24 protein-coding genes and 2 tRNA genes are annotated in these 24137 nt (G+C 63.8%); 14 read left to right on the forward strand and 12 right to left on the reverse strand.

All coding sequences use genetic code 11. The features are described 5' to 3' along the window. Positions 1–120 precede the first annotated feature (120 nt). Positions 121–594, forward strand: a complete 474-nt coding sequence (locus FE851_RS07185) for an Hsp20 family protein (RefSeq protein WP_186378769.1) — start codon at positions 121–123, stop codon at positions 592–594. Between the two features lie 41 nt (positions 595–635). Here the strand turns inward: FE851_RS07185 and FE851_RS07190 are convergent, their stop codons facing one another. From FE851_RS07190 to ccmC, 8 genes are all read right to left on the reverse strand, one after another. Then, complete coding sequence (locus FE851_RS07190) at positions 636–2567, reverse strand: potassium transporter Kup (protein WP_017184477.1); 1932 nt, start codon at positions 2565–2567, stop codon at positions 636–638. 129 nt (positions 2568–2696) lie between these two features. After that, positions 2697–3338, reverse strand: a complete 642-nt coding sequence (locus tag FE851_RS07195) for a tetratricopeptide repeat protein (protein ID WP_130752940.1) — start codon at positions 3336–3338, stop codon at positions 2697–2699. Then, positions 3335–3742, reverse strand: a complete 408-nt coding sequence (locus FE851_RS07200; protein ID WP_145201073.1) for a cytochrome c-type biogenesis protein CcmH — start codon at positions 3740–3742, stop codon at positions 3335–3337. Before FE851_RS07200 ends, FE851_RS07195 begins: the two co-directional genes overlap by 4 nt. Then, on the reverse strand, positions 3739–4266 hold the full coding sequence (locus FE851_RS07205) for a redoxin family protein (RefSeq protein WP_409994479.1): 528 nt from the start codon (positions 4264–4266) through the stop codon (positions 3739–3741). The genes FE851_RS07200 and FE851_RS07205 overlap by 4 nt, the downstream gene beginning before the upstream one ends. Further along, on the reverse strand, positions 4263–6188 hold the full coding sequence (locus tag FE851_RS07210) for a heme lyase CcmF/NrfE family subunit (RefSeq protein ID WP_145201079.1): 1926 nt from the start codon (positions 6186–6188) through the stop codon (positions 4263–4265). The genes FE851_RS07205 and FE851_RS07210 overlap by 4 nt, the downstream gene beginning before the upstream one ends. Before the next feature lie 55 nt (positions 6189–6243). Further along, complete coding sequence (gene ccmE / locus FE851_RS07215) at positions 6244–6690, reverse strand: cytochrome c maturation protein CcmE (protein ID WP_107123977.1); 447 nt, start codon at positions 6688–6690, stop codon at positions 6244–6246. Next, positions 6687–6818, reverse strand: a complete 132-nt coding sequence (locus FE851_RS26670) for a hypothetical protein (protein WP_261370868.1) — start codon at positions 6816–6818, stop codon at positions 6687–6689. The genes ccmE and FE851_RS26670 overlap by 4 nt, the downstream gene beginning before the upstream one ends. Positions 6819–6822: 4 nt before the next feature. Next, positions 6823–7551 (reverse strand): heme ABC transporter permease CcmC, encoded by a 729-nt coding sequence (gene ccmC, locus FE851_RS07220; RefSeq protein WP_107123978.1) that lies wholly within the window; start codon positions 7549–7551, stop codon positions 6823–6825. A 184-nt stretch (positions 7552–7735) separates the two neighbouring features. Here ccmC and purF point away from each other — a divergent pair, with 184 nt between their 5' ends. Further along, a complete protein-coding gene (gene purF / locus FE851_RS07225) occupies positions 7736–9214 on the forward strand; it encodes an amidophosphoribosyltransferase (protein ID WP_145201082.1) in 1479 nt (492 codons plus the stop codon). A gap of 76 nt (positions 9215–9290) precedes the next feature. Further along, positions 9291–10004 carry an SDR family NAD(P)-dependent oxidoreductase gene (locus FE851_RS07230; protein WP_145201085.1) on the forward strand — a complete coding sequence of 238 codons (714 nt, stop codon included), beginning with the start codon at positions 9291–9293 and terminating at the stop codon, positions 10002–10004. Between the two features lie 4 nt (positions 10005–10008). On the opposite strand, the gene FE851_RS07235 is transcribed toward FE851_RS07230, so the two are convergent. Both FE851_RS07235 and FE851_RS07240 read right to left on the reverse strand, forming a co-directional pair. Further along, on the reverse strand, positions 10009–11274 hold the full coding sequence (locus FE851_RS07235) for an SAM-dependent methyltransferase (protein WP_145201088.1): 1266 nt from the start codon (positions 11272–11274) through the stop codon (positions 10009–10011). A 36-nt stretch (positions 11275–11310) separates the two neighbouring features. Then, positions 11311–12687 carry a cryptochrome/photolyase family protein gene (locus FE851_RS07240; protein ID WP_186378849.1) on the reverse strand — a complete coding sequence of 459 codons (1377 nt, stop codon included), beginning with the start codon at positions 12685–12687 and terminating at the stop codon, positions 11311–11313. Positions 12688–12903: 216 nt separating this feature from the next. Here FE851_RS07240 and FE851_RS07245 point away from each other — a divergent pair, with 216 nt between their 5' ends. The 10 genes from FE851_RS07245 (at position 12904) to FE851_RS07290 (ending at position 22896) form a co-directional block, all read left to right on the forward strand. Further along, positions 12904–13389 (forward strand): RNA pyrophosphohydrolase, encoded by a 486-nt coding sequence (locus tag FE851_RS07245; protein ID WP_145201094.1) that lies wholly within the window; start codon positions 12904–12906, stop codon positions 13387–13389. 54 nt (positions 13390–13443) lie between these two features. Further along, positions 13444–14343: a YdiY family protein gene (locus tag FE851_RS07250; protein ID WP_017182908.1), complete on the forward strand. Its 900-nt coding sequence runs from the start codon at positions 13444–13446 to the stop codon at positions 14341–14343. Between the two features lie 97 nt (positions 14344–14440). Beyond that, the gene (locus FE851_RS07255) at positions 14441–15667 is read left to right on the forward strand and encodes a hydrolase (protein ID WP_145201097.1); all 1227 of its coding nucleotides are present in this window, start codon (positions 14441–14443) and stop codon (positions 15665–15667) included. Then, entirely contained in the window at positions 15664–16683 is a 1020-nt protein-coding gene (locus FE851_RS07260) for an arginine N-succinyltransferase (RefSeq protein ID WP_186378770.1), read from the forward strand. Before FE851_RS07255 ends, FE851_RS07260 begins: the two co-directional genes overlap by 4 nt. Next, positions 16680–17939 carry an N-succinylarginine dihydrolase gene (locus tag FE851_RS07265; protein ID WP_145201100.1) on the forward strand — a complete coding sequence of 420 codons (1260 nt, stop codon included), beginning with the start codon at positions 16680–16682 and terminating at the stop codon, positions 17937–17939. The genes FE851_RS07260 and FE851_RS07265 overlap by 4 nt, the downstream gene beginning before the upstream one ends. Before the next feature lie 30 nt (positions 17940–17969). After that, complete coding sequence (locus FE851_RS07270) at positions 17970–18191, forward strand: hypothetical protein (RefSeq protein WP_017182912.1); 222 nt, start codon at positions 17970–17972, stop codon at positions 18189–18191. Between the two features lie 96 nt (positions 18192–18287). Next, a complete protein-coding gene (locus FE851_RS07275) occupies positions 18288–19187 on the forward strand; it encodes a PAS domain-containing protein (protein WP_017182913.1) in 900 nt (299 codons plus the stop codon). Positions 19188–19354: 167 nt separating this feature from the next. Beyond that, complete coding sequence (locus tag FE851_RS07280; protein WP_145201103.1) at positions 19355–19792, forward strand: TadE/TadG family type IV pilus assembly protein; 438 nt, start codon at positions 19355–19357, stop codon at positions 19790–19792. Continuing rightward, complete coding sequence (locus FE851_RS07285; protein WP_145201106.1) at positions 19789–21405, forward strand: pilus assembly protein TadG-related protein; 1617 nt, start codon at positions 19789–19791, stop codon at positions 21403–21405. Before FE851_RS07280 ends, FE851_RS07285 begins: the two co-directional genes overlap by 4 nt. Before the next feature lie 39 nt (positions 21406–21444). Continuing rightward, positions 21445–22896 carry a cobyric acid synthase gene (locus FE851_RS07290; RefSeq protein ID WP_145201109.1) on the forward strand — a complete coding sequence of 484 codons (1452 nt, stop codon included), beginning with the start codon at positions 21445–21447 and terminating at the stop codon, positions 22894–22896. A gap of 8 nt (positions 22897–22904) precedes the next feature. On the opposite strand, the gene FE851_RS07295 is transcribed toward FE851_RS07290, so the two are convergent. Both FE851_RS07295 and FE851_RS07300 read right to left on the reverse strand, forming a co-directional pair. After that, positions 22905–22981, reverse strand: a tRNA-Arg gene (locus FE851_RS07295). Positions 22982–23037: 56 nt separating this feature from the next. Then, positions 23038–23114 (reverse strand) — tRNA-Arg (locus FE851_RS07300). Between the two features lie 495 nt (positions 23115–23609). On the opposite strand from FE851_RS07300, the gene FE851_RS07310 reads away from it, so the two are divergent. Next, on the forward strand, positions 23610–24095 hold the full coding sequence (locus tag FE851_RS07310; protein WP_145201112.1) for a hypothetical protein: 486 nt from the start codon (positions 23610–23612) through the stop codon (positions 24093–24095). Positions 24096–24137 lie beyond the last annotated feature (42 nt).

The following is a 24137-nucleotide window of genomic DNA, read 5'->3' on the forward strand; positions in this document are numbered from 1 at the left end:
CCTTGAAAGCCGAAAAGCCCGAACCATATCAAGCGCGTCTGGCCGCCGCATGGGGCCAGACATGGTATTGCCGAACGCCGGTTTCGGGTTCGGCAGGTTCATTTTGCTCTTTGGGAGATTATGACGATGCGTAACTTTGACCTGACCCCCTATCGCCGCTCGACCGTTGGGTTCGACCGCCTGTTCGACCTGATCGAAAATAATGCGCGTTTGAGCCAGGGCGACAATTATCCGCCCTTCAACATCGAACGGCTGTCGGAAGATCGCTATCGCGTGACGCTCGCCGTTGCAGGCTTCCGTTCTGAAGAGATCGACATCACCGCGCAGCAGAATCTGCTTCAGGTGGTCGGTCGGAAGGATGAAGGGTCGCCGGCCGACCGGTCCAAATTCCTGCATGTCGGCATCGCCAATCGCAGCTTCGAGCGGCGGTTCGAACTGGCCGATTTCGTGCGCGTGGAAAAGGCGGACCTGGCCGATGGCCTGCTGGTGATCGACCTGTTGCGCGAAGTACCCGAAGCGATGAAGCCCAAGAAGATTGCCATCAATGGCGGTCAGCTTGTGGAAATCACCGCCAAAGATCGCGACGCGGCCTGATAGGCACGTCGGGGCGCAGCCTGATTGAGGCTGCGCCCTTTTTATATCTCGACCTGGCTGCCCAGTTCGACCACCCGATTGGTGGGAAGACGGAAAAATTCCATTGCGCTTTCCGCGTTGCGCAGCATCCAGGCGAAGATCTTTTCTCGCCACAGCGGCATGCCGGGCTTGGATGACGGCAGCAGCGTCTGTCGCGCGAGGAAGAAGCTGGTGTCCATCATCTTGAACGCCTGACCGCATCCCGCGACATTTTTGAGCGCAGCGGGGACGTCGGGTTCCTGCATGAAGCCATATTGCAGCACCATGCGGAAGAAACCCCGACCAAGATCCTCCAGCTTGCAGCGGCCGTCATCCTCCACGACCGGTACGTCACGGATCTTCACCGTCAGCAGGATCACGCGTTCGTGCAGCACCTTGTTATGCTTCAGGTTATGCAGCAGCGCATGGGGCACACCGTCGGGTGTCGACGTCATGAATACCGCGGTGCCGGGCACGCGGACCGCGCTGTTGGCGGCAGAGGCGACGAATACCGGGATCGGCATGGCCGCTTCGCGCAGGCGATCCTGCACCAGCCGCCGACCGCGCGACCAGGTGGTCAGCAACGTGAAGATGATGAAGCCGATCAGCAGCGGGAACCAGCCGCCGTCCGGCACCTTGGTCAGGTTGGCGGCAAGATAGGCGCCATCGACGATGTAGAACACCGCCAGCACCGGCGCGGCATAATACCATTTCCATTGCCACAGGCGATAGAGCACCACTGTCAGCAGCACATTGTCTATGAACATCGCGCCAGTGACCGCGATGCCATAGGCCGCAGTCAGGTTGGACGATGTCTTGAAGGTCAGGACCAGCAGGATGACCATGACCATCAAACCCCAATTGACGAGCGGGATGTAGATCTGGCCTGCGGTTGCGGCGCTGGTGTGGGCGATGCGCAGGCGGGGCATGAAGCCCAGCTGGATCGCCTGCTGCGTGACGGAGAACGCGCCCGAAATCACAGCCTGCGACGCGATGATCGCGGCCATGGTTGCCAGCACGATCAGCGGCAACTGACCCCATTGCGGCGCGAGATTGTAGAAGGGGCTGTGCAGCGCGGCGGCGCCTTCGCGGAACAGCAGCGCGCCCTGCCCCATATAGTTGAGCATCAGGGCGGGCAGGACGAAAGCGAGCCAGGACACGCGGATCGGGTTGCGACCGAAATGCCCCATATCGGCATAGAGCGCTTCGGCCCCGGTCACCGCGAGAACGACCGATCCCAGTGCGAGGAAGGCGGGCAAAGGATCGGTGACGAAAAACATCACCGCCCAATAGGGATTGAAGGCGAACAGAATGCCGGGCGTCTTGATGATCGAAAGGATGCCAAGGCTTCCGATCGACACGAAATAGAGCAGCATGATCGGGCCGAACAGCGCGGCGACCTTGTTGGTGCCAAGCCCCTGTATCCAGAACAGACCAAGCAGGATCAGGATGACGACCGGCAGGACGGCGGGCGCCAGTGCGGGGTTGTAGACCGCAAGCCCTTCCACCGCCGAAAGCACCGACACGGCCGGCGTGATCATCGAGTCGCCATAGAAGAGCGCTGTCGCAAATACGCCCAGCAGCACGATGCCGCGCGACCAGCGCTGCGTCTTGGTCTGGCCGTTGATCAGCGCCAGCAGGGCCAGGCTGCCGCCTTCGCCCTTATTGTCCGCGCGCATGATGATGCTGACATATTTCAGCGTCACCACCAGCATCATCGACCAGAACATCAGGCTGATGACGCCCAATATATGGTCGGGGTCGAGATCGAGATGGTGATGCCCGGCAAAGGTTTCGCGGAAAGCGTAGAGCGGGCTGGTGCCGATGTCACCGAACACGATGCCGATGGCGCCGACGACGAGTTTGACCGTCGCCTTTTGCCGGGAATGGCCGTGGCCGCCGTCATGATCGTCCGCAGGGGACGATGGCGCGGTATTGGGAAGAAGATCAGCCACGAAGGAAAAGCCGAATTGTCATGCTCTGTTCGACACCTGTCCAAGGGCAATCAGGGAAATGCCGCCACCCCACAAACCGCCGCGCCCTATCACGGCTCCCAAGGCCGCGCAATGCGGCCTGAGGGGTGATCATGGGCTGACCGGCCCATTACCGGACAGCAGCGAGTCGATACGCGCGATATTGGCGTCCAGTTCCGTCCTGATCGCACTGCCCGGCGGCGTGGCTGCGGCGAGTGGCGCCCAAAGGTCGCGCGCGGCCTGCAACTGGCCATTGCGGGCAAGCGCAAGGCCGTAGAAATAGCGGGGCGCCAGCCCGTCCGGGTCGAGCGCAAGGGCGCGCCGATATGCGAAGTCCGCGCCCGGTGACACGACGCCATCGGCGTGGGCGACCAGTGCGTTGCCAAGGCCAAGCCAGAGGTTGGGATCATTGGGCGTCTGGCGCAGCCCTGCAAGCAGGATATTGGCCGATTCCTTCGTCTTGCCCTGACGCCCCAGGCCATCGGACATGACCAGCCATTGCCCGGCGGGGCCATAACGTTCCGCCAGCCCGCGCCTTTGCTCAGCCAGCTTCTCGTCAAAGGGCGCGTCAATCTGTTTGACCGTTCGCGGCGCGCCGGCAAGGCCGGGATTGCCCTGCCAGGCATAGCCCGCCAGACCAAGCAACAGCGCGGCGGCCGTGATTTCGCGCGCTGATCGTGGGATGCGACCTACCAGCAGCATGGCGATGAAGGCCAGGGCGGCCAGCCCGAAGGCCAGGAACCATCCGGTCATGCCCGTCCCTTTCGCTTGATTCGGCCACGCAGAAGGAGGACGCCCAGTCCCAGCAAAACCAGCGGCGCGGCCCAGAGCGGCCAGAGGATCGGCGCGGCTGTGGGTTCATAGCTCACCCAGTCGCCATAGCGGGTGATCAGCCAGGCGCGGATCGCTTCAGGCTGTTCGCCCGCCATGATGCGTTCGCGGATCTGGGACCGCATGTCGCCCGCCATGCTGGCATTGCTGTCGGCGATCGACTGGCTCTGGCAGGTCAGGCAACGGATGGTCTCCATCAGCGCCTTGGCCTTGCGCTCCAGCGCCGGGTCGGCGATCTGCTGATTGGCGTAGGGCGCGGGCGGGAGCGCGGTCTGCGCGGCCAGCGGCGCGGCGATCAGCGCGAAGAGCAGGACCAGATACTTCATTGCGCGCTCCTCAACCGGTCGAGGATCATCGGCACATCGTCGGCGCGAATCTCGCCGATATGCTGATAGGCGATGCGGCCCTTGCCATCGATGACGAAGGTTTCGGGAACACCCGACGAACCCAGTGCGATCTGGACTTCGCTGCGCGCGTCCAGGCCGATGCGGGCATAGGGGTTGCCGTTGCGCTGGAGGAAAGCGTCGACATCGGCGCGGGCGTCGCGGATGGCGATGGCGTCGATCTGCACGCCTGCTGCCCGCAACGCTTCGAGTTGGGGCGCTTCGGCGGCGCAGGGGACACACCAGCTGGCGAAAATGTTGAGCAGGCGCGGCTGTCCGGCGGCAAGCTGGCTGCTCGCGAGCGGCGGGCGATCGCTGGCCGCGGCAGGCAGGTTGAAGGCCGGAAGCGGCTGACCCACGAGGCGGGAGTGGATGATGCGATCGTCAGGCTGGAACAGACCGCTGGCGAACAGGGCGATAAAGCCCAGGAACAGGACGAGCGGGAGCCAGATGAGCAATTTCCTCACGCCGCCGCCCTCGCCCGCCATTTCATCAGCCAGCCGCGACGCTCCCGACCGAGCAGCGCCAGCGCGCCGCCCAGCGCTATCATGATGCCGCCAAGCCAGATCAGCGTGACAAAGGGCTTCCACCAGATGCGAAGCTGCCACCGGCCGCCTTCCACCTCTTCGCCCAGCACGACGTAAAGCTGGCCGTCCCAACGGGTGAGCAGCGCGGCTTCGCTGGTGGTGGTAGGCGGAGAGGCGAAGAAACGGGACTGGGGATGAATGGTGACCGGCGCACCGTTCCGGCTCACGTCCATATCGGCTTGCAGCGCGGTCCAGTTGTCGCCGGCAAGGGGCTGGATCTGAAGCAGGCGAATTTGCCAGCCAGCCGTTTCGATCGTGTCACCGGGACGGGCTGCGACCAGCTTTTCAACGGTGAACGCGGAATCGCTGGCCATGCCGCCCAGGCTGACGGCACAGCCCAGATGGGCAATGACCATGCCATAGGTGAAGAGCGGCGTACGGCGCAGATTGCGTTTCCACAAGGGCGCGAGGCTGGCGACGCCGACCGATCCGGCGACGACGAGGCCAAGGAAAGGCAGGATGCCGATGCGGCCCCAGGCCAAAACCGACACCAAGCTGAACAATAGCAGTGCAATGCAAAACGGCGCCAGCAAACGTTTGCTAACAACCTTTGCCTGGTCGCGCCGCCAGCGGACCAACGGGCCGACAGCCATCGCGATCATCAGCGCCAGTGCGATGGGGCCGGCGATCCGGTCGAAATAAGGGGCGCCGACTGAGACTTTGTGGCCAAACGCTTCTGTCATCAGCGGATAGAGGGTGCCGATCAGGACCAGCCCCAATATGACGGTCAGCAGCAGATTGTTGACGACCAGCAGGGTTTCGCGGCTGACCAGTTCAAAGGGCGCGCCTTCGCGGACAGCGCCGATGCGCCAGCCGAACAGGGCCAGCGCACCGCCGATATAAAGGGCGAGCAGGCCGAGGATGAAACTGCCCCGTTCCGGGTCTACGGCGAAGGCATGGACACTGGTAAGGATGCCCGATCGCACGAGGAAGGTGCCGACCATCGACATGGAGAAGGCGACGACGGCCAGCATCACTGTCCAGGCGCGCAGTGCGTCGCGTGTGGCCAGCACGGTCACGCTGTGCAGCAAGGCCGTCGCAGCGAGCCAGGGCATGAGCGAGGCGTTTTCGACCGGATCCCAGAACCACCACCCGCCCCAGCCCAGTTCATAATAGGCCCAATAGCTGCCCGCTGTGATGCCCAGTGTCAGCAATATCCACGCGCCCAGTACCCATGGCCGCATGGCGCGGGCAAAGGCGGCGTCGACCTGCCGCGTCAGCAGCGCGCCGATGGCGAAGGAAAAGGCGACGGAGAGGCCGACATAGCCCAGATAGAGCGTCGGGGGATGGAAGGCGAGGCCGGGGTCTTGCAGCAGGGGGTTAAGCCCCTGCCCGTCCGCTGGCGCTGGCGAAATCCGGGCGAAGGGATTGGATGAGAAAAGCAGGAAGGCGTAAAAGCCAAGGCTGATCGCCGCCTGGCCGCCCAGCGTCGCCATGTGGGTGTCGCGCCGCAACGCGCGCTCGAACAGGGCGACCGCCGCCCCCGCCACGCCCATGACCGTGACCCAGAGCAGCATCGAGCCTTCATGATTGCCCCATGTCCCGGCAAATTTGTAGAGCCAGGGCTTGGCCGAATGGCTGTTGGTGGCGACAAGCAGCACCGACATATCCGACCGCATGAACAGGGTGATCAGCAGCGCAAAGGCGATCGCGGTCAGGACACCCTGCGCCACGGCGGCAGGACGGACGGCTGCGAGCAGGTCGGGCTTGTCGCCCTTGAGGCCAACGAGGGCCAGGACAAGCTGGAGCAGGGCAAGCGACGCGGCGAGCCAGAGGGCGGCGAGACCGGTTTCGGCGATCATGCGGCCTCCCCCCTGATCATGGGCGTTCCGTCATGATCCTCTGCGTGACGCATTCTCACTTTTCCACCTGCAATTCATGGGTGGTTTCGTTGTAGCTCATGCCTTCCAGTTCGCGGGGCATATAGCGTTCGTCATGCTTGGCGAGCAGGTTGGTGGCGATGAAAGTGCCCTTGTCGTCGAACGATCCTTCGGCGACGACGCCGCTGCCTTCCTTGAACAGGTCGGGCGCGATGCCGCTGAATGTCGCGGGGACGGTGGCTTTGCCGTCCGTGACGTCGAAGGACATGGTGACGCCATCGGGCGCGCGTTTCAGGCTGCCTTTAACGACCATGCCGCCCAGGCGAATCGCCTTGCCCGGTTCGACACCCTTGGCCTTCACATCGCCCGGTGCATAGAAATAGGCGGCTTCATCCTTAAGCGCGGACGCCGCCAGCAGGCCCGCGCCGACCAGTGCGACCAGTGCAACGAGGGCTAGGATGAGGCGTTGATGCTTGGCCTTCATGACCGGCCCGCCAGCGTTTCGGCCTGCGCCTCTGCGCGGTGCATCGCGCGCCAGCTCATCAGGCTGACCGCTGCTGTTCCCAGCAGGGTCACCGCATAGGCAGCGGCGACGAAGATCCATTGGTGCATGGGGCTATCCTCTCGCAAGGCGCTGCATGCGCGCCTCGACCTTATTTTGTGCCAGTATCGCGCGCATCCGCATCAGCACGATTGCGCCGAACCAGAGGGAAAAGCCCAGCACCGTCAGGCCCAGCGGCCACAGCAAGGCCATGTCGATGCTGGAGCCGCGCAGGGTGATGGACGGTCCCTGGTGCAGGCTGTTCCACCAGACGACGGAGCGGTTGATGATCGGGATGTTGATCGCGCCGACCAGCCCGAAGATGGCGGTCACGTTGCTGACACCGCCTTGCCCCGCCCCCTGGCGCGCGCTGGCGTTGGCCAGCGCAATATAGCCGAGGTATAGGAAAAGCAGGACCAGCATCGATGTCATGCGCCCATCCCATTCCCACCATGTTCCCCAGGTCGGACGGCCCCATATCGATCCGGTGGCAAGGCAGATGGCAGTGAACAGAGCACCCGGCGCGGCGATGGCACGCCCTGCCACGGCGGCCAACGGATGCCGCCAGACCAACTGCATCAGCGCCGCCACAGCGATGCCGGTCCAGCCGGCCATGCCCAGCCAGGCGGCGGGCACATGGATGTAGAGGATTCGCACCGTTTGCCCCTGAAGATAGTCGGCAGGCGTCACGAACAGGCCGCAGGCGCAGCCCGCCAGCAGCAGGGCAAGGCCGGTCCAGAACAGCCAGCCGGTGAGCGGACGGGCGATCTTGAGGAAGCGGGCAGGATTAGCGAAACGATGCATCAGGGCTGCGTCTTTAGCCGTGCGGGGACGGCATGGCCAGTAGGGCATTTTGCCGATAGCGGGACGGAAAATCCCCGCAAAGGAGCGGCCCGGCACGCTTTTTTGTTACAGGAGGGCGACAAAGCGGACGAGAGTGACTATATGCGCGCCAAAGCCCGGCCCCCGCGGTCGGGCAGGAACGGCTATGGACCCGCTCACACCCATGATCACGACCAACCCTTTCGACGACGACAAGTTGCGCGAAGAATGCGGCATTTTCGGCGTTTCTGGCGCTGACACAGCCTCTGCTATCGTCGCGCTCGGCCTTCATGCGCTTCAGCATCGGGGGCAGGAAGCCGCCGGCATCACCAGCTGGGACGGACATGACTTCCATACCCACAGGGCCATGGGCCATGTCGCGGGCAATTTCGACCGCGACGAGGTGATTCGCGGCCTGCCGGGCGGTTCGGCGTGCGGCCATGTGCGCTATTCGACCACTGGCGAAACATCGCTGCGCAACGTCCAGCCGCTCTATGCGGAACTGAACTCCGGCGGATTCGCGGTTGCCCATAATGGCAATATCTCGAACGCCATGAAGGTGCGGCGCGAGCTGATTCGGCGCGGTTCGATCTTTCAGTCGACATCCGACACCGAAGTCATCATCCATCTGGTCGCGACGTCCAGCTATCGCACCCTGCTCGACAAGTTCATCGATGCGCTGAAGCAGGTCGAGGGCGCCTATTCGCTGATCGTCATGACGCCCGAAGGCATGATCGCCTGCCGAGATCCGCTGGGCATCCGGCCGCTGGTCATGGGGAAGCTGGGCGACACCATCATGTTCGCGTCCGAAACGGTGGCGTTCGATGTGGTAGGCGCCGAATATATCCGCTCGATCGATCCGGGCGAACTGGTGATCGTCACCAATTCGGGCGAAATTCGATCGCACCGCCCCTTTGGCGAAGTGCATCCGCGCCCCTGCATTTTCGAGCATGTCTATTTCAGCCGACCCGATTCGATCGTCGATGGCTCCAGCGTCTATTCGGTCCGCAAGGCGATCGGCGCGCAGCTGGCGATCGAAAACCCGGTCGAGGCGGATTATGTCATCCCCGTGCCGGACAGCGGCGTTCCCGCCGCCATCGGCTATGCGCAGGAATCGGGCATACCGTTCGAACTGGGCATTATCCGGTCCCACTATATCGGCCGCACCTTCATCCAGCCGGGCGACAAGGTCCGCCATCTGGGCGTGAAGCTGAAGCACAACGCCAACCGGGCGCTGATCCAGGGCAAGAAGATCGTCCTGATCGACGATTCGATCGTGCGCGGTACGACTTCACTCAAGATCGTGCAGATGATGCGCGAGGCAGGCGCGGCCGAGGTGCATATGCGGATCGCCTCTCCGCCGACCAAGCATAGCTGCTTCTACGGCGTGGACACGCCCGAACGCACCAAGTTGCTGGCGCACAAGCTGGACGTGGGCGGGATGCAGGATTTCATCCATGCCGACAGCCTGTCCTTCATCTCGATCGATGGCCTTTACAAGGCGCTGGGCGAAGCCAAACGCGCGGACGGGCGGCCGCAATATTGCGATGCCTGCTTCACGGGCGACTATCCCACGACCCTGACCGATCAGGATGATGTGGTGGTCACCAACCAGCTGGAATTGCTGGCCGAACGGGTCGCCTGAACGCTCAGTCGGGCGAACCTGTAATCTGTTGCCGCATGTAAAAGGAATTCCGGCGTGCGCTGGAATATGGGGACATATGACTGATACGCTTCCTCTTTCTGGCAAGCTGGCGCTTGTAACCGGGGCCAGTCGCGGCATCGGCGCGGCGACGGCCAAGGCGCTGGCGGCGGCGGGCGCGCATGTCGTGCTGACCGCGCGGACCACCGGGGGTCTGGAAGAGGTGGAGGATGCGATCCACAAGGCGGGCGGCCACGCGACGATCGCGCCGCTGGACCTGATCGACGGGGAAAGCATCGGGCGATTGGCGCAGGCGATTGCCGGGCGTTGGGACGCGCTGGACATATTGGTGCTGAACGCGGCGACGCTGGGATCGCTGGCCGCAGTGCCTGCGATCGACGCCAAGGAATTTGCGCGACTGCTGACGCTCAATATTGCCGCGCCGCAAGCATTGATCGCGGCGTTCGACCGGATGTTGCGGGCGAGCAAGGATGCGCGGGTGGTGGCGCTGACATCATCGGTTGCAAAGCCCCGTGCCTATTGGGGCGCCTATGGCGCGTCCAAGGCTGCGCTGGAGACGCTGGTAGGAGCCTATGGCGAGGAGATGAAGAATATCTCCGCCATCCGCACGCATATCGTCGATCCGGCCGCGACCCGCACGGCGATGCGCGCGCGGGCCTTTCCCGGTGAAGATCCTGCGACGGTCAAGGAACCGGAAGTGGCGGCTGACGCTATCGTCGATCTGGTGGTGGCGGACACGCCGACCGGGCATCGGGTGCGGATCGAGCGCTGAGGCGTCAGGCAGGCTTGACCAGTGTGACCTGGGCCACGTCTATGCCCCGGCCACGAAAACCGCCTTCACAATACATAAGATAATAGCGCCACAAGGCCACGAAATGCTGGTCGAAACTGGCGGGCAGCCGGCCTTCGTCGATGACGCGGTCGAACCGTTCGCGCCAGCGGCGCAGCGTTTCGGCATAGTCGAGGCCGAAGCGCTCCACATCCTGCCAGACAAAGCCCTGCTGCTCCGCCAAAGCGCGGAAGCGGCTTTCGGAGAGCAGCATGCCGCCGGGGAAAATATAGGTCTGGATGAAGTCCGCGCTTCGCGCATAGCCATCGAAGATCGCGTCATCGATCAGGATATACTGGATCGCCGCGCGACCGCCCGGTTTGAGCAGGCGATGGACGGCGGCGAGATAGTCGGGCCAATAGTGCTGGCCGACCGCCTCCACCATTTCGACGCTGGCGATAGCGTCATATTGCCCCTGAGCGTCGCGATAGTCGGTCAGGCAGATCTCTGCACCGGACCCCAGACGATCGCGGGCATAATCGGCCTGTTCCGTCGACAAGGTTAGGCCGGTGTAGCGGACCGCATGGCGTTCCATCGCCTGCTCCGCCAACCCGCCCCAGCCGCAGCCAATTTCCAACAGCGAAGCGCCATCGGCGAGGTCCAGCCGATCGAGGATCGCGTCGACCTTGCGGCGCTGCGCCTGTTCCAGGCTTTCGATCCGGCGGTCAGGACCAGCGAACAAGGCACTGGAATAATGCATATTCTGGTCGAGCCAGAGGCGATAGAAATCATTGCCGAGGTCATAATGGAAGGCGATATTGTGGCGCGATCCGCGGCGACTGTTGCGACGTGCCCAATGCGCCAAGCGCCCGGCCCAGCGGGCGGGGCCGCGTGGCCGGGCGGCCTTGCCCAGCGCCACCGCATTCGCCATGAACAGCGCAAAGAGCGGCACCGGGTCGGGACTGGTCCATTCGCCCGCCGCCCAGGCGCGATACCAACCGGACGAACCACCCGTCGCCAATCGCAGCAGCGCGCGCCAGTGCAACAGGTGCACCGTGCATTCCGGCCCCGGCGCGCGTCCGCCCAAAAGCCTGCGCGTGCCATCCGGCAGGGTGGCGTCGATCGCCCCCTGCTCCAGCCCCTGGTCGATACGATCGAGCAGGCGGTGAAATTGCGGGCCGATCATGCGGGCGAACGCACTGACGGCCCCCGATCGCGGCGGACGCCGTACGGACAGGGGGCGCTTGCCGCGCCGGGGATCGATCGCATTCATGACGTCAATCTTGCATCAAGCCGGGCCGGGCTGCAATCATCCCTTAACGTCGCGATAGGCGGCCAGCGCACGTTCGCGGCCTTCGCGATGGCCGACAATCTTTGCTGGATAGGCAGGGGGCCGGACGCCATGGGCGTCGGGGTCATGAATATGGGCGTCCGACAGGTCGGCAAGTTCCGGCACCCATTGGCGAATATAGGCAGCCGCGTCGAACTTTTCCGATTGGACCAGCGGGGCCATGATGCGGACGAACATATTGGCATCCACCCCGCTGCCCGCCACCCATTGCCAGTTGACGCTGTTATTGGCGTAGCTGGCATCGACCAGCGTATCCCAGAACCAGCGCGCACCGTGCCGCCAGTCGATCAGCAAATGCTTGATCAGGAAGCTCGCCGCAATCATGCGGACGCGGTTATGCATCCAGCCCGTCGCCCAAAGCTGGCGCATCCCGGCGTCGACAATCGGATAGCCGGTACAACCGCGCTGCCAGGCAGTGAAATCACGTTTCGCCTGTCTCAGGTCGCGCCACGGCAGCGCGTCGAAATCCGCGCGGGCGTTGGCGGAGCCATAGTCGGGCCGCTCGACGATCTGGTTATGCGCATAATCGCGCCAGATCAGTTCCTTGAGGAATGTTGTTGTTCCTTCATCCGAACCTGTCAGGCGATGCCAGACCGTGGCCGGGGAGATTTCCCCGAAGTGCAGGTGGGGCGAAAGGCGGGACGTCCCCTCGATGGAAGGAAGGTTCCGCCCGGTGGCATAGTCAGGCGCTTCATCGGCGAAGCCTTCGAGATTGGCCTGTGCGCCGGCCTCTCCCGGCGTCCAGTCCTTTGAAAAGCCGCTCGCCCAGTCAGGGCTGGTCGGCAGCAGCGCCCAGTCGTCCAGCGAATCGCTCGTCGGCCAGGATGATGGCGCGGGTATATCGTCGGGGGCGGGACAAGGCGCAGGCGGGGGCATGTGGGTCATCACCGCGCGGGCGAAGGGCGTATAGATGCGATAGATGCCCCCTCCCCCTGTCCGCACCGCACCGGGCGGCAGGAGCAGGCCGCCATCATGGAGGTGCAGATCCACTTGCCTGCCGACCGCCTTTTCCGCGTTGCGCCACCAGGGTTCATAGTGATGGAGCGCATATACGCTGTCGGCGCCCGCCTGCTTTGCGACCTGCGGGATGATGTCCGCCGATTTGCCCTGCCGCAGGATGAGGCGTGATCCTTTCGCGCGGAGGCTTTCGTCCAGCCGCGACAGGCTGTGGTGCAGCCACCAGCGCGACGCGCCGCCCATTGCCCAATGGCGCGGCGTGTCATCGTCGAGGATATAGAGAGGGATCACCGGCCCAGCCTGGACAGCGGCGACCAGCGCAGCTTGATCCGACAGGCGAAGATCCTGGCGGAGCCAGAGCAGGACGGGTTTGGTCATCATCCTGCAATGCAGCCGGATCATGCCGGTTCCAAGCGACCTATAAAGCATCTTGCCAAGGCAGGCCGCCATATTTGTGGCGACCAAATCCATCGCGCTGCGATTCGATCAATGGACGGATGCAGCCATGCCCCCTATCCTTGGCGGGAGAAACAGGAAAAAGTCGGCGGCTCCGGGGGGTATGTCGCGGTCGAAATAGCGTAATCAGGGGACAAAATGGCTTCGACGCCCGAAGAACAGGAACGCGGATACCGACCTTGCGTCGGCATCATGCTCGTCAACATGCATGGCAAGGTATTCGTCGGCCAACGGCTCGATAATATGGTCGAAGCCTGGCAGATGCCGCAGGGCGGCATCGACCAAGGCGAAGAGGCGAGGGAAGCGGCGCTTCGCGAATTGCATGAGGAAACCGGCATCATCGCCGATCATGTCAAGATCATCGCGACGACCAAGGACGAGCATTTCTACGATCTGCCGCCGGAACTGGTCGGCAAGCTGTGGGGCGGCAAATATCGCGGCCAGCGACAGATCTGGTTCCTGGCTCGCTTCCTGGGGCAGGACGAAAATATCGATATCCAGACCAAGCATCCCGAATTTCGCGAATGGCGCTGGACCGATCCGGAAACGCTGCCGGAGCTGATCGTGCCGTTCAAGCGCAAGCTGTACCGCGACATTCTGGCGGAGTTCAGGGCGCTTATCTGAGCGACCTGTCGCTTAGGGGGTTAACCTTTGCGGTCATGCAGCTATGACACGCACATGCGCTGCTGTTTGATCCCCGTCGCCTTGCTCTTCGCCGTTCCGGTCCATGCCGCCGATACGACCCTGCTGCCGCCAACAGTGCGCGAAATGCTGGAGGCGGCGATTGCCAATGGGAATGAAACGGACATCGCGACCGTGGCGAAGATCGCCCGTCAGACCAACCCAGGTTCAGCGGATGAGATCCAGCAGCTCGTCAACAGCTGGAAAGAGCGAACCAAGGCCACCCATGACACGGTGATTCGCGAAGCGAGCTTCGCCGAATTGTGGACCGGACGGGTCGAAGCGGGCGGGTTCCGATCGACCGGCTCCACCAGCGAAATCGGCATCAGCGCATCCGCGACGGCAACCCGCAATGGCCTTCAATGGTCGCACAAGCTGAGCGCGTCCGCCGATTATCGCCGCGCCAATGGCGTCACGTCGCGCGAACGCTATTTTGCCAGCTATGAACCCAAATATCAGTTCGACCCGCGCGGCTTTGCCTATGGGCTGGCCCAGTTCGAGCGGGACACGTCCATCGGCTATGACGAGCGTTACACCGCTTCGGCGGGCGTGGGTTATAAATTGATCGTGAGCAAGCCTGTCGACCTGCTGGTCGATATCGGCCCTTCGGTGCGACACGCCAAATATCTGATCGGGGTGCGGGAAACCAAGCTGGGCGCCCGTGGATCGATGGCGCTGGCCTGGCGGGCCAGTCCCACCCTGACATTCAAGCAGACCGCCGCCGGTTATGCGGAGAGCGACGTCTATTCGCTCAACGCGCTGACGTCGATGGAGACGAAGGTGACGACGCGCTGGTCGGCGGCGCTGTCCTACAACGTCCAGTATGAGTCCGAGACATTATTGTCGTCGCGCAATTTCAACACACTGAGCCGGGTGACGTTGAGTTACGATTTTTAGGCCATCGGCCAGGTCGGATTGTCACATTCCCGGCTGACGCATGACTAGGCTGTCAGAGGGGTGGAGACACAGCGCGGGGTCTGATAGACCCGGCGGGATGACGCTTTTATCATCGCATGTTCGAACATTGCTGGACCGTGTGGCAGATGCGCCGATGCTGGCGCAGGTGCAGGCCTGGGCCGCTGTCAACAGCGGGTCTCGCAATCTGGATGGACTGGGGGTGATGGCCGGATTGCTGGCCGACGCCTTTGCCGTGCTACCCGGTGACATAAGACTGGTGGACGCCACGCCCGTCGAGACGGTCGCCGCCGACGGGCGGATCGACAGCATCGCATCGGGTCGCCACCTCCACCTGTCGGTTCGCCCGGATGCGCCAGTGCGCCTGCTGCTGACGGGGCATATGGATACGGTGTTCGGGATCGATCATCCTTTCCAGACGCTGCGCTGGCTGGAGCCGGGCGTGCTGAACGGACCGGGGGTGGCGGACATGAAAGGCGGGCTGGCGGTGATGCTGGCGGCGCTGCACGCGTTCGAGGGGACGGAAGAGGCCGCAAGGCTGGGCTATGATGTCGTCATCAACAGCGACGAGGAAGTGGGCAGCCCGTCTTCTGCCGCACTGCTGAAGCAGGTAGCGGCGGGAAAGCTGGCCGCCTTCACCTATGAGCCTGCGCTGCCCGATGGCACGCTGGCTGGCGCGCGGGCCGGGAGCGGCAATTTCTCGATCATCGTCACCGGGCGCAGCGCCCATGCCGGGCGCAATCCCGATGACGGGCGCAACGCGCTGCTGGCAGCGGCGGATCTGGCGCTGCGGCTGAAGGCGGCGAGCGGCAAGGGCTTTTCCTGCAATCCGGCCAGGATCGACGGCGGCGGGCCGAACAATGTCGTGCCTGATCATGCGGTGTTGCGCGTGAATTTCCGGCCGATGACGCCCGCGGACGAGAGCGCGGCGCAGGCGTTGCTGGACCGGGCGATCGCCGATGTCACGCGCGAGCATGACGTCATCCTGCATTGCCATGGCGGCTTTGGTCGACCGCCCAAGCCGATGGACGCCAAGGCGCTGGCGCTGTTCGAACTGGTGCAGCGGTGCGGCGCGGAACTGGGCCTGCCGATCGGCTGGCGCGACACGGGCGGCGTATGCGACGGGAATAATATCGCGGCGTGCGGCGTGCCGGTTGTCGACACGATGGGCGCGCGCGGCGGCAGCATCCATAGCGACGCGGAATTTCTGCTGACCGACAGTCTGGGCGAACGGGCGCAACTGTCTGCGCTGGCGCTGCTGCGGATCGCGCAAGGACAATATAAAAGAGAGGGAATGATCGCTTGAGCTTCATCATGCGCACCGCGCGCGCGGACGATTTGCAGACCTTGTACGAGATGGCCAAGCTGACAGGTGGCGGCTTCACCAACCTGCCGCCTGATCGCAAGGCGCTGTCGGCAAAGCTGGAGCGGACCGCGACTGCGCTGTCCCGCACCGGGGAAGGCATCAAGGACGAGCTGATCGTGCTGGTGCTGGAGAATACAGAGACGGGGCAAGTGCGCGGCACATGCCAGATATTTTCGACCGTCGGGCAAAGCTGGCCCTTCTACTCCTATCGACTGGGCATGTTGACCCAGCATAGCCGGGAACTCGCGCGGACGTTCCGGGCGCAGATGCTGTCGCTGACGACGGATCTGGAAGGGTCGACCGAAGTGGGCGGGCTGTTCCTGCATCCGCGCGAACGGGCGGAGGGGCTGGGCCTGCTGCTGGCGCGCAGCCGCTATCTTTACATTCGCGGGCATCGGCCACGCTTTGGCGACCGGATCATCGCGGAATTGCGCGGGGTAATTGACGAGGCGGGCGGATCGCCTTTCTGGGATGGGCTGGCCGGGCGCTTTTTCGGCATGAGTTTTCAGGAGGCGGACGAGTTCAACGCGGTCAATGGCAACCAGTTCATCGCCGACCTGATGCCCAAAACGCCCATCTATACCGCGATGCTGACCGACAGCGCGCGCGCCGTCATCGGCCTGCCCCACCCCAATGGTCGGGCGGCGATGCGGATGCTGGAGACGGAAGGGTTCATCAATGCGGGCTATGTCGATATTTTCGACGGCGGGCCGACGATGGTCGGCCAGATCGACCAGTTGAAGACGATCGCGGCGGCGCGTGACGTCATATTGTCATCCTGCCACGACAAGGGCGGCGTCAAGATGCTGGTGTCGACAGGGACGCTGGCCGATTATCGCTGCACCTATGGCTTTGTTGTCGAGAGTGAGGATGGCGCGGTGTCGCTGGACGCGGCAAGCGCGGCGCGATTGCATCTGGAACCGGGGCAGAGCTTCACCATGGCGGGACGGGCATGAGCGCTACCGAGATCAACTTCGACGGGCTGATCGGGCCGAGCCATAATTATGCCGGGCTGAGCCTGGGCAATCTGGCTTCGTCCCGCAATGCTGGCGCGATCGCCTATCCGCGCGCGGCCGCATTGCAGGGTATCGAGAAGATGCGCGGCAATGTCAGGCTGGGACTGGCGCAGGGGATATTCCTGCCGCAATGGCGGCCCGACGGAACTTGGCTGGCGCAGTTGGGGACCGATATTGGCGCAGCCGAGCCGCATATCCGCGCGGCGGCGATGTCGGCATCATCCATGTGGGCGGCGAACGCAGCAACGGTTTCCCCCGCCAGCGATACCGCCGATAGGCGAACGCATCTGACCGTCGCGAACCTCGTCACCATGCCGCATCGCAGCCATGAATGGCCGCAGACGCTGGCGCAGTTGCGGGTCGCCTTCTCCGATCCCCGCGCCTTTGCGGTTCATGCTCCGGTACCAGCGCCTTTCGGTGATGAGGGCGCGGCCAATCATATGCGGCTGTGCGACCATCATGGTGCGGTAGGCGTGGAGATATTCGTCTATGGCCGGTCGGGCGGCCCCTTCCCTGCGCGCCAGCATATCGAAGCGAGCAAGGCCGTGGCGCGGCTGCATGGGCTGGACGCAGCCCGGACCCTGTTTGTCGAGCAGTCCGAGGAAGCGATCGCGGCGGGGGCGTTTCACAATGATGTCGTGGCCGTCGCCAATGAACGCGTACTGTTCGCGCATGAACTCGCCTTTGCCGACAAGGCGGGTTTCTACGCAGACTTGCGCGCGGTCATGCCCGGTGTCGAGATTGTCGAAGTCCCGGCCAGTGCGGTCAGCCTGGCCGATGCGATCAAATCCTATCTGTTCAACGCGCAACTGGTAACGCTGCCCGATGGCGGGATGGCGCTGATATTGCCGACCGAGGCGCAGGAAACCCCTGCCGTGTGGCAATGGCTGGAGCAGATGGTGGCGGGCAACGGGCCGATCCGTCGACTGGTGCCGGTGGATGTGCGCCAGTCCATGGCCAATGGCGGCGGCCCAGCCTGCCTGCGGTTGCGCGTGGTGGCGGACCCGGCGACGATCGACCCGCGCTTCATGATGGACGAGGGCAAGCTGGACGCGATTGCGCGGATCGTCAGTGACTATTGGCCCGAACAGATTGCGCCGGACGACCTGGCGGACACACGGCTGATCGCCCGGATCGAACAATCATGGTTAACCCTTGTTGACCATTTGCAGCTTTCAGGCGATCTAATCCCCTAGCGGCGGGCCGCAACGCCAGGTGGGATTATAATGGGACGCATCAAACGCCTTTTCACGATAAAGACCAAGTTCGAGGCGTTCCTGATCATCTATGCGCTGGCTCTGGGCGCGTCTGAACGCGGTTTGGTCTATATGCAGCAATATCCCGGCCTGGGCGGTCAGTTGCTGGCGCTGGCCTGCACTGGAGCTGTGTTCATGGCGGGCGGCAAGATGATCGACGCGCTGGACTATCAGCGCGCTTACGGCAGCTGAGCCACCCTCCCCTCCGAAACGGAGTGGTCTGTCGATTCACCTTCTGATCCGGGGCTGTATCCTGGTTTCCTGACAGGAACCGGGAGCCAAGAAGCCATGCTGGATGATCGTCGCGGGCGGAGCGTCGCCGCCGCCGAACTGGTGCGCAATTTCGCCCATTGGCGGGAGGTCGGCGCGCGCGAACCCGTGATGATCACCCATCATGGCCGCGAGACCCATATCTTCATGGGGGTGGAAAGTTTCCGCAATCTGGGCGTCGGTGATGGTCCCGCCCCTGCCCCCGACCGGATGCGCGAACTGGCGAACCACATCCATCAGGGGTTGATCCTGTGCCGCAGCGACCTGACGATCGACTATGTGAACAGCGTGGCGCTGGCGATGACCAAGCGGTGGGACCGGCATCTGGAAGGACGATCGCTATGGGAAGCGCTGCCCGAATTTGCCGGTGCGCTGACGGAAGCCCATATACGCCATAGCCTGGCGTCCGGGGAGGCCAGCGCGGCGGACATCCCTTCCCCCTTTCGCAGCGATGCATGGTTGCATTTCGAGACATTCTCCTTTGGCGACGGCATCGCCCTGCTGCTGCGCGACATTACCGCGGACATGCGCCGTCACCGTCTGGCCGACGTCAAATCGGCGATCCTGAAGGCGATGAGCGTGCATGGCGGGGTCGGTTATGTCCGGGTGTCGACGCGCGCTTTCATAGAGATTGCCGACGACACATTCTGCGCGATGATGGGCCTGCCTGAAGAAAGGCTGTCGAGCGTGTGCCTGCCCGACATTATCGAAGTGTCCGCCCGCCCCCAGTTTCGCGAGCAATTGGAGCGGGTGCTGCGCGGCGAGGGTGACAGGCGGGTGACGACACGGCTGCTGACCAATGGCGGGGAAATCATGCCCGTAGAGGCGGCGATCGCGCAACTGCATGGCACATACGGGATCGAGGGCGCCGTGATCGTGATGACAGGGCAGCGAATGGCGACGGATAAGGCCGGGTAAGCGGCGGCAGGTGCAGCTTTTGCGCAAATTCATGGTCCGTTTCGGAGGGAGTGGATCAGGATTGATTGAAGGCCCGGATCGGCGGGACGGAGAATTGCGCGAATTGCGCACTATCCACCGACAGCCGACCAAACCGGCTGTTGAGTGGACCGGGCTAGGCTGTCCTTATGCGTAAAAGCCCCACCCTTCGCTTTCGGTCGATCGCCGCCCTGTCCCGCAATCAAGCGGGCAGCGCGCTGGTCGAGGCGGCCTTTGCCCTGCCGCTGCTCATCAGCCTGCTGTTTGGCATATTGGTCTATGGCAGCTGGTTCATGACGGCCCACAGCCTGCAACAGGCCGCCAATGATGCCGCGCGCGCGGCGGTCGCCGGGCTGGACGCTGCCGAACGACGCGCCCTGGTGGACCAGAGCATCGCCGCCAGCCGCGCCGCCTTCCCCGCGCCCGCCGCGCAGACCATCAGTATCGGCACGCAGGAGAGTGGCGGCTATTATCGGGTGACGCTGAGCTATGATCTCAACAACGCGCCGATCTTCGCGGCCACACCCATTCCCCTGTCCAACACGACGCTTCAGCGCAGTGCAGTCATACGGATCGCCATGCCATGACCCGACGCGGCCTGATCCAAGAGGCGCGTGGCGGCATCAGCCTGATCATGGCGGGATCGCTGTTCATGCTGGCGGGCGCGGCGACGGTCGCGGTGGATCTGGGGTCGGTATATCTGGCCAAGCGGCAGTTGCAGGGCATTGCCGATGCAGCGGCGCTGGCGGCCGTCGGCGGCGGGCGCAGCGCGGCAGAAGAGTTGATAGGGCAAAGCGGGGTCAGTGGCGTTGCGCTGGTAGGCGTTGACGGTGGCAATTATCGGGCCGATCGCGCCGTGCCGGTGGCGGATCGGTTCGTGGCTGGCGAAGGCGGGGCGATGCGGGTCGAACTGCAACGGCGCACGCCCCTGTTTTTCGCCCGGCTGCTGGTCGGTCGCGATGGCATCGACCTGCGGGCGCGGGCGATCGCTACCCGACAGGATGCGGCGGCCTTTTCAATCGGGACAGGGCTGGCGGCGGTCAGTGGCGGGTTGCCCAACATGCTGTTGTCCAGCCTGGCGGGGACGGAGTTGAACCTGTCGGTGATGGACTGCCAGGGTCTCGCCAGCCTGAATCTGGACCTGCTGGGCGTTGCCGATGCGCTGCGGGTCCGGACGGCGCGCGATGATGAGGCCTATGGCGAATTGTTCGATCGCGAAATCCCGCTGTCCGACGTGATCGGGGCTATGGCCGACAGTGCGGGCGGCAATCAAAGCGCTGCGGTGCTGCTGGGCATGGCGGGCAGGATTGCCGGACGATCGATCCGGCTGAGCGATGTCATCGATCTTGGCCCGATGCGGGGCACGGCGAGCGCAATCGGGCAACCCCATCTGCTGCTCGACGCCTTTTCGATGCTGCGCATGATCCTCAGCCCGCCATCGGGAACATCCGTGCCGATAGACCTGCGTGTGACAGTGCCGGGGCTGACGTCGACGCGGCTGATGCTGGTGATTGGCGAAGGGCAAGTGCGATCCCCCCTGCTGAGCGTGACGGCGGACAAATCCGTCGTGCTGCGTACGGCCCAGACCCGGCTCTATCTGGAAAGTAGCGTGGCCACGGCGCTGTCCGGCATCGCGTCGGTGCGTATCCCGCTCTATGTGGAACTGGCAGCGGCGGAAGCCCGGCTGTCGGCGATCGATTGCACGTCCGGATCGATGACCCGGGGCGTGACCCTGGCGGTGAAACCGTCGATCGGTACGGCGGCACTGGCGGATGTCGACACGCAAGCCCTGACCAATTTCAACCTGCCCGCCAATCCGCGTCCCGCCCTATTGGCCCAGTTGCTTGGCACGAAAGTGACGGGCTATGCGAATGTCGCGCTTGGCGGGGTGCAGCCGCAGAATGTGCATTTTTCCCCCGCAGAGATCAGCGCGCAGACAGCCAAGCGTGTCAGCACCAACGACCTGACGCAAGGATTGGCCGCCAGCCTGGTCAGCCGGACACAGGTGCAGGTGTCGGTGCTGGCCATCAATGTGAACCTCAGCCCACTCGCCCCGGCCATCGGCACGCTTTTGGCCACGACCGCCCCCTTGCTGGACGGCATATTGGCGAGCGTGACGGCGACGCTTGGCGTGCAGCTGGGCTATGCCGACGTACGCGTACATGAGATGCGGTGCGGGATGGCGGCCATCGTCGCCTGACGGCTTGCGCTGGCGGCCCGCTGCCGTCAGGAGCGTCCGATGGGCGCGATCATGCTACAGGGAACCGGATCGGACGTGGGCAAATCGGTGCTGGTCGCCGGATTGTGCCGGGCGCTGGTCCGACGGGGCTACAATGTGCGGCCGTTCAAGCCGCAGAACATGTCCAACAACGCGGCCGTCACCAGCGATGGCGGCGAGATTGGCCGGGCGCAGGCATTGCAGGCAGTTGCGTGCGGCGTGCCGTTGCATAGCGACATGAACCCGGTGCTGTTGAAGCCGCAGGCGGACCGGACATCCCAGCTGATCGTCCATGGCCAGGTGCGGGGCACGTTGGGATCGGGCAATTTCCGTAGCGCGCGCGGCGAACTGCTGGGCGCTGTGCTGGAAAGTTACGAGCGATTGAAGGCGCAGTGCGACATTGTGGTGGTCGAAGGGGCGGGATCGCCAGCCGAGATCAATCTGCGCGCGGGCGACATTGCCAATATGGGTTTTGCGCGGGCGGCTAATGTGCCGGTCATACTGGTCGGTGACATCGACCGGGGCGGCGTGATCGCGGCGGTGGTTGGCACACGTACGGTGATAGACCCGGCGGACGCTGCGATGATCCGGGGTTTCCTGATCAACAAATTCCGTGGCGATCCTGCCCTGTTCGAGGATGGCTATGCCCAGATTGCGACGTTGTCGGGCTGGCGCGGCATGGGGGTGGTGCCGTGGCTGGACGCCGTGGCGCGGCTGCCGAGCGAAGATGCGGTGGTGCTGGAACGGCGCACGCCGTCTGTCGATGCGCCGCTGGTCATCGCCTGCCCCGTGCTGCCGCGCATATCCAATTTCGACGATCTGGATCCGCTGAAGCTGGAACCGTCGGTCGAATTGCGGATGATCGGGCCGGGGCAGGTGATCCCGGCCGATGCGGCGCTGGTGATCCTGCCGGGGTCCAAGGCGACGATCGCCGATATGCGCGCGATGGTGGCGCAGGGTTGGGACATCGACATTCGCGCGCATCACCGGCGGGGTGGCGCGGTGCTGGGGATTTGCGGCGGCTACCAGATGCTGGGACGGACGATCGGCGACCCCGAAGGGATCGAGGGACCGCCGGAGACCATCGCAGGACTTGGTCTGCTGGAGGTGGATACGCTGATGTCATCCGGCAAGGCACTCCACCAGGTGCAGGGCCATGGGCTAAAGGCCGATTTTACCGGGTATGAGATGCATATGGGCGCGACCAGCGGGCCGGATTGTGCGCGGCCCTTTGCCATTCTGGACGGCGGGAGGACCGATGGCGCGATCAGCCGCGATGGGCGGGTGCTAGGCAGCTATGTCCATGGCCTGCTGGCCAGCGCGCCGCTGCGGGACGCATTGCTGCGGCGCTTGGGCGGGCCGTCGGCGATGGCCGATTATGCACAGACGGTCGAGGACGCCCTGGACGATGTCGCGGCGCTGCTGGAGCAGCATGCCGACATCGACGCGATGGTCGCGCTGGCGATGGCGTGAAAGGGAAATGGTGCACCCGGAGCGATTCGAACGCCCGACCCTCAGATTCGTAGTCTGATGCTCTATCCAGCTGAGCTACGGGTGCGCTGGAAGGGAGACTGATCGCGGCTGGAAGCCAGGACCAAAAGCCCTTCAAATAAATGGTGCACCCGGAGCGATTCGAACGCCCGACCCTCAGATTCGGAGTCTGATGCTCTATCCAGCTGAGCTACGGGTGCGCTGGAAGGGAGCCTGATCGCGGCTGGAAGCCAGGACCAAAAGCCCTTCAAATAAATGGTGCACCCGGAGCGATTCGAACGCCCGACCCTCAGATTCGTAGTCTGATGCTCTATCCAGCTGCTGTCTCTTATACACATCTAGATGTGTATAAGAGACAGGCTCATGATGGCATCCTTTCATTACCGTCTCGAACCTGTCTATTATACACATCTAGATGTGTATAAGAGACAGGCTCATGATGGCATCCTTTCATTACCGTCTCGAACCTGTCTATTATACACATCTAGATGTGTATAAGAGACAGACCCTCAGATTCGTAGTCTGATGCTCTATCCAGCTGAGCTACGGGTGCACTGGAGTGGCGCGGATAGTAGGGCGCGCCGGATTGGGCAAGCCCCTTTTTTCACTTTTACCCGCCCTTCCCGCCTTTATGGGGCCGCTGGGCAACTTTTGGCGTCATCCGCCGTTCGAGACGGTAATGAAAGGATGCCATCATGAGCTTCACCCTTAATGACATCGCCCTGCTGCTGATCGCGCTGGTCATTGGCCTGATCCTGGGCCTGATGATGAGCGGGCGCGGGAAATATCGCCGGGCCTGGCGGGACGAGCAGGCCGCCCATCGCGCGATGCTCAAGGATCGCGACGCACAGCTGGAGGCGGCCAATGCGCGGATCGTCGCGCTGGAGAAGCGGACGCCTGCGGTTGATGCCGTGCCGGGCGCTGGCATTGCCGCGGAACGCGACGATCTGAGCCGGATCAAGGGCTTGAGCCAGTCGCAGGCAGCGTTGCTCCATGAGGCAGGCTATCATCGCTATGGCCAGATCGCCACGCTGAGCAGCGAGCAGGAGGCGGCGCTGGAAGCGCGGCTGGGGCTGACGCCGGGCACGATCGCGCGTGAGGATTGGCGGGAGCAGGCGCGTGCGCTGGAAGGCGGCGGGCAGCGCAAGGGCCTGTTCGGCCGGGTCACTACGCCGGTCTGAGCCGGGACAGTCTGAGCTGGCAAGAAAAAGGCGGGGTTTGCG

The organism is Sphingobium sp. B2, from assembly GCF_007693735.1.
GTDB lineage: Bacteria > Pseudomonadota > Alphaproteobacteria > Sphingomonadales > Sphingomonadaceae > Sphingobium > Sphingobium xenophagum.